Here is a 6,311-nt window from a genome sequence, read left to right as displayed (position 1 = left end):
AACTGTATTCTTTTTTGCAATGGTTATCATATCTTTAATAGTTGCAATAACATTCTTTACAAGTGGACACTGGTCTTTTTCTAACATTTCAATGGAAGGAGGACTTTTCCCAAATGGATTTAGAGGTGTATTTATTGCTTTTGCTGTATTTTCATTAAAATTCATCGGCTTTGAGATGACTCCAACGATGATAGAAGAGACAAATTTTCCAGCTAGCAAAATGTGGAAAGTGATTTTATCAGCATTATTTGTTCCAGCGATTTTATATTTCATCGTTGTATTTGCAATGGGAGGTTTAGCACCGTGGGGCGAAATTAGCGAAATGAGCATGCCAGAACCGGAATTAGTAGCAAAACTAGGAATACCAGCTATAATAGGAATTATTGCTATTATATCTGGAATTTTACATGCATTTACTACTTTAATGGGTTTTTGGACTTCATCTGCAAGAGTATTATATGGTGCAGCACAGTTGAATCAACTACCTAAAGCATTTATGAAACTAAATAAGTATGGACAGCCAATAATTGCCAACTTAGTCGTTTTATTCTTTGCAGTATTTTTCTGTATGTTTACAGGCGAAAACTGGGTACAATATATTTATGCTGTATCTTGTATAGCTGCTGGTTTAGTATACTTTATATGTTGTTTAAGTGCATTAGTTTTAAGAAAAAAACATCCTGAATGGGAAAGACCATATAGAGTACCTGGGGGCAATGGCTTGTTTGTAGCGGGTATGATTATAGGAATATGGATAATTATAGGTTCTTTATTAGAACTTCCTTTAGGAGGATATATTTCATTAGCTATATATTTAATTATTGGATTAGCATTATATTTGCTAATGGAATCATATAGAAAGAAATATCCAGAAAAATACAAATTAATAACCTTAACACCAGACGATATAGAAAAAGTTGATTATTAATAAGTATTGATAGTTTTAAAAAAATATGGGGGTGTTTATGTGAAAGTAATTTCAGGCAGTAAAGTTATTTATAAGTTTACACATGATATGGAACACGTTGAATCCATTATTCCAAAAGAGGTTGTAAAAGTTGAATCTAATGATTGTTTTTTTCAGCAAATAGTTAGAGAAGATCAAGTTATGACAGAAATTGATTATGATAAATTAAATCCAGCTACAGGACCTATTTATGTAGAAGGAGCTGAGCCTGGTGATTTACTAAAAGTTAAAATTCTTGATATTAATGTGGCTGATAAAGGTGTTGCTGCTGCAGTACCAGGTGAAGGTGCATTGGGAGACCAAGTAAATAATTCTACAATTCGAATAATCGATATAGAAGATGGCTATGCAATATTCAAGGGAGTTAAGCTTCCAATTAAACCTATGATAGGTGTAATTGGAGTAGCACCTGCAGTGGAAGATGGAAATTGGCCAACGGAGACTCCATGGAAGCATGGTGGCAATATGGATACTACGGATATTAAGAAAGGTTCAACCTTATATTTTCCAGTAAATCAAAACGGAGCTTTATTAGCTCTAGGTGATTGTCATGCTGTTATGGGAGATGGAGAACTTTGCTTTACTGGTTTGGAAATTCCTGCAGAAGTTTTACTTGAAGTTGATGTAATTAAAGAAAAAACGATAGAATGGCCTTTAGTAGAAACAGAGGAACACACTATGGTTATTGCATCTGGCGAAGATTTAGAGGAAGCATTGTATTCAGCTACTAACGAAGCAGTAAAATATATAATGAATAGCTTGAAATTGGAATGGGAAGATGCTTATATTTTGGCAAGCCTTTCAGTAGATTTAAAAATTTCACAAGTAGTTGACCCTAAGAAAACCATAAGAGCAGCCATACCTAAAGATGTAGTTCCTACTGAAAGAATAATTGAATCTTTAAAATAATTAAATTGAGAATAAGGACTGTTCTCTCAGTCTTAAAGTTAAATGTCGCCAACTAGGGATTTGATGCCTCAGTTGGCCTTATTTTTATGGAAAAATAATTATTTAAAGAAATTACATATAAAAATCTACCTTGACAAAATTTGATATTTAAAATAGAATGAAAATAAGCATAAGTAATCAAAAAACACCAGATACAAGCATGAAAATAAAAGAGTACTATCATAAACATGCAAAGGAGAGTAAATATGTTTGCTGAAGAACGCCGATTGAAGATAGCGGAAATGATAAATAGAGGAGATAGTGTAAAGGTAGCTCCATTGGCTAAGGAGTTTAATGTATCTGAATCTACAATTAGAAGAGACTTAAATCAATTAGAAAAGTTTGGACTTATAATGAGGACTCATGGAGGGGCTGTATCTACAGAGATTAATAAATTGGAAGCCACTTTTGTTGAAAAACAGGATAAATATTCAGAAGAAAAAGAAACAATAGGTAAAATTGCAGCACAACAGATAAAAGATGGAGACACTGTGATACTAGACTCTGGAACTACTACTTGGTACTTATCAAAATTCATCAATGCTAAAAATATAACCATCATAACTAACTCTATTGCATTGGCTAACGAATTATCCAATAGAGAAGATATTCAATTAATAAATACTGGTGGAATTATAAGGAGTAATACTAAGGCGCAAGTAGGTTCTATTACAGAGAAAGCTATAAGACAGTTTAGAGTAGATAAAGCATTTTTAGGAGCAAATGGAATATCGTTAAAATCTGGAATAACTACTCCAACTTTACAAGAAGCTGGAGTAAAACAAGCAATGATGGATGTAGCTGACAAGGTTTATCTATTAGTAGATGAATCCAAATTTGAACAAGTATATTTTTCTTGGATATGTGATATTAAGGATATTGATTACATGATAACTAATAAAAAAAGACCTAAAGAGGAAATGAAGTATTATGAGGATATAGGTATTAATATTTTGATTTAATACTGAAGGAGGATAATATGATCTATACTGTAACATTAAATCCAGCTATAGATAAGACTATAGTTATAGATGAATATAAAAGAAGTAAAGTAAATAGAAGCTTAGTTTCTAGAAAAGATGTAGGAGGCAAAGGGATTAATGTGTCTAAAGTTCTAAAAGTCCTAGGTATAGATAGCGTATGTACAGGTGTTTTGGGAGATGTAAATTCAAATTTTTTTCTAGACTACTTAGAAGGTTTAAGAATTAAAACAAATTTTTATATTATCCCTGGAGAAAATAGAACCAATATAAAGATTGTTGAAAAAAATTATAAGACTATTACAGATATAAATGATAAAGGCTTTAAAGTAGAAAATGAAGAATTAAAAGATTTTTTAAAATTTTTTCTAGCATTAGTAAAGGAAGGAGATTTAGTAATATTATCTGGTAGTTTACCTGAAGGAATTAATAATAATATTTATAGAGATATAACTCAAATATTAAAAGAAAAATCCGTTAGGGTAATTTTAGATGCAGATGGAAATTCAATGATTAAGGGTGTAGAGGCTATACCATACGCCATAAAGCCAAATATTCATGAATTAAAGAACATAGTAGATGTAGATGAAAAAGACATAAATTCCATATTAAAAGGGGGAAGGGATTTAATTAATAAAGGAATAGAAAAAGTATTGATTTCTCTAGGAGCAGAAGGTGCAATATATATCACTAATAAAAATACGTATATTTCTGAAGGAATTGAAGTACCGATAGAGAGTACTGTAGGTGCAGGAGATGCAATGGTTTCAGGATTGATTTATTCTATTAAAAATGATCTTACTGATTATGAGACACTTAAATTAGCCATAGCTTGTGGTACGGCTAAGGTTATGACTGAAGGTACAAAAATACCGGATATAGATATAATAAGAGAAATATCAAAAGATATTATCGTAAAATCCCTATGATAAAGGAGAGAGGATTATGGAAATTGAAAAACTATTAACATCAAATAGAATTTCTTTTGATTTGAAAGGAGGTAATAAAGAAGAAGTTATAGACGAATTAATAGAACTTTTATATAAGGATGGGGCAGTTACTAATAAAAAAGATTTTAAATTAGCAGTTATAAAAAGGGAGGAACAGTTTTCTACAGGCATTGGCCATGGAATAGGAATACCTCATGGTAAAAGCGACGCTGTATCAATGGCTTCTATAGCTTTCGGAATAAGTAAAGATGGAGTTGATTTTGATTCTATGGATGGTCAGCCAGTTAACTTAATATTTTTAATAGCAGTACCAAAGAATTCTGATGATATGCATTTAAAAATACTAAGTTTTATATCAAGAAGACTTATGCATAGTGATGTAAGAGGAAAGTTAATGAAAGCTCAAAGCTATGAAGATATATTAGAGGCTTTCTAAAATATTTGAAAGGGGGAAATATAATGAAACTTTTAGCAGTAACATCTTGTCCTACTGGGATAGCTCATACCTATATGGCCGCAGAAGCTTTACAAATGGCAGCAGAAGAATTAGGCGTAGAAATCAAGGTAGAGACATATGGGTCTATTGGCGTAGAAAATGAAATAACAGAAGAAGAAATAAATGGAGCCCATGCAGTAATAATAGCTGCAGACACTAAAATTGATAAGACAAAATTTGAAGGACTTCCTATTGTGGAGGGAACTGTACAAGACGCAATTAAGAATCCTAAACAACTAATTGAAGAGGCTATGAAATTGGAGAATACTAAGGAGGATGTTGTAAAGTTTCCTAAATCAAAAGATAGACATACACAAGGTAAAAAAGGACCATATCAACATCTAATGACTGGAGTATCATACATGATACCATTTGTAGTAGCAGGTGGTATATTAATAGCAATATCCTTTGCTTTTGGTATACATGCTGCTGATAATGAAGGGACTTTACCTTGGGCTTTAAGTTTAATTGGTGGAGGTTCAGCCTTTGCTCTTATGATACCAATATTATCTGGATTTATAGCTTTTTCAATTGCTGATAGACCTGGATTAGTACCAGGAATGATAGGGGGTATGCTATCAAGCCAAATAGGTGCAGGATTTTTAGGTGGAATTATTGCAGGATTTTTAGCAGGTTATACTATAGTTTTATTGAGAAAATGGATAAAGTTACCTAAAGCAATGGAAGGGCTTATGCCAGTATTAGTTCTACCTTTGCTGTCATCATTAATTGTGGGTTTATTAATGATTTATGTTATTGGTACTCCTGCAGCAGCAATGAATGCAGGATTATCTAATTGGTTAGATAATCTACAGGAAGGTAGTGCAATAATATTAGGGCTTGTTCTTGGTTTGATGATGGCATTTGATATGGGAGGACCAATTAATAAAGCTGCCTACACCTTTGGAGTAGGGACTATTGCAGCTGGGCAATCTTCATCAGTGATGGCAGCAGTTATGGCGGCAGGTATGACACCACCTATAGGCATAGGTATTGCAACTCTTATTTATAAAAGAAAATTCACAAAGGAAGAAAAAGAAGCTGGAAAAGCAGCATTAGTTTTAGGAATATCCTTTATAACAGAGGGGGCGATTCCCTTTGCAGCTGCTGATCCAATAAGGGTAATACCTTCCTTAATGGCAGGGTCTGGTGTGGCTGGAGCATTGACAATGCTATTTAAAGTTAAATTAGCAGTCCCTCATGGAGGAGTTTTTGTACTTCCAATTCCAAATGCAGTTGAAGGAGTACTTCTATATACTGTGTCTATATTAGTTGGAGCTTTAATTACAGCAGTTATGGTAGGAAATTTAAAAAAATCCATAGATTAATAAATTATCGATACTGATTGTATTATTTGCAAGTATTAAAGTAAGACTTAACAAGAAAAATTTCGCCAAGCTAAGGTATTAAAAAAACCTTGTGTTTGGCGAAATTTTTTAATTGCATATTTATAAAAATCGTTAGACAAATTTCATTCATATAAGAGTTTATTAGATATATAAAAACATCATAATAAAAAGTAAAAACATTTAACAAAAAGGAAAATAATAGAAATTATAACATAAAGTCGGAAAACAATCCTATAGTGATTACAAAATACTACAAATTATTTAAGAGGTTGTCTGTAAAATAGAATAAAAGTACAAGCTAATCAAAACTTCACATCTAAAAAGTAGTAATGTAACGCTGTTCTATATTTCATAATAACTACAAAATCACAAAGAGAGGAGGAAAATTAAAAAAACAAGTAAATAAGAGGTGAGCTAAGGATGGCATGTAAAAAACAGAAAAAAGCATTGTGGATGATTATAGCAGTAATTTTATCAATTTCTATACTCCCTTTAGAATCACATGCCCATATTAGTGATATTGCAGGTTATTGGGCAGAGGAAGTAATATTAGAATGGATTGAAAAAGGATTAGCGAATGGTTATTCTGATGGAACCTTTAAGCCAAATAATGATATTACA

7 protein-coding genes are annotated in these 6,311 nt (G+C 32.0%); all 7 read left to right on the top strand.

Annotated elements, in window-relative coordinates:
• The first annotated feature begins 19 nt into the window (after positions 1-19).
• Entirely contained in the window at positions 20-928 is a 909-nt protein-coding gene (locus tag VK998_RS07495; protein ID WP_325227200.1) for an APC family permease, read from the top strand.
• 39 nt (positions 929-967) lie between these two features.
• Positions 968-1,876, top strand: coding sequence for an acetamidase/formamidase family protein (locus VK998_RS07490; RefSeq protein WP_325227194.1), 909 nt, complete (start codon positions 968-970; stop codon positions 1,874-1,876).
• A gap of 245 nt (positions 1,877-2,121) precedes the next feature.
• Positions 2,122-2,877 carry a DeoR/GlpR family DNA-binding transcription regulator gene (locus VK998_RS07485; protein ID WP_325227190.1) on the top strand — a complete coding sequence of 252 codons (756 nt, stop codon included), beginning with the start codon at positions 2,122-2,124 and terminating at the stop codon, positions 2,875-2,877.
• 17 nt (positions 2,878-2,894) lie between these two features.
• On the top strand, positions 2,895-3,824 hold the full coding sequence (pfkB, locus tag VK998_RS07480) for a 1-phosphofructokinase (RefSeq protein WP_325227185.1): 930 nt from the start codon (positions 2,895-2,897) through the stop codon (positions 3,822-3,824).
• A gap of 16 nt (positions 3,825-3,840) precedes the next feature.
• Entirely contained in the window at positions 3,841-4,281 is a 441-nt protein-coding gene (locus tag VK998_RS07475; RefSeq protein WP_325227181.1) for a PTS sugar transporter subunit IIA, read from the top strand.
• A gap of 23 nt (positions 4,282-4,304) precedes the next feature.
• The gene (locus VK998_RS07470; protein WP_325227177.1) at positions 4,305-5,669 is read left to right on the top strand and encodes a PTS fructose transporter subunit IIC; all 1,365 of its coding nucleotides are present in this window, start codon (positions 4,305-4,307) and stop codon (positions 5,667-5,669) included.
• Between the two features lie 441 nt (positions 5,670-6,110).
• The coding region (locus tag VK998_RS07465; RefSeq protein ID WP_325227174.1) for an S-layer homology domain-containing protein at positions 6,111-6,311 on the top strand (201 nt) is incomplete at its 3' end.

Origin of the sequence: Schnuerera sp. (genome assembly GCF_035459645.1) — a bacterium.
Taxonomy (GTDB): Bacteria; Bacillota; Clostridia; order Tissierellales; family Tepidimicrobiaceae; genus Schnuerera.
Note: the sequence above shows the minus strand (reverse complement) of the source record. Positions and strands in the feature narration are given on the sequence as shown.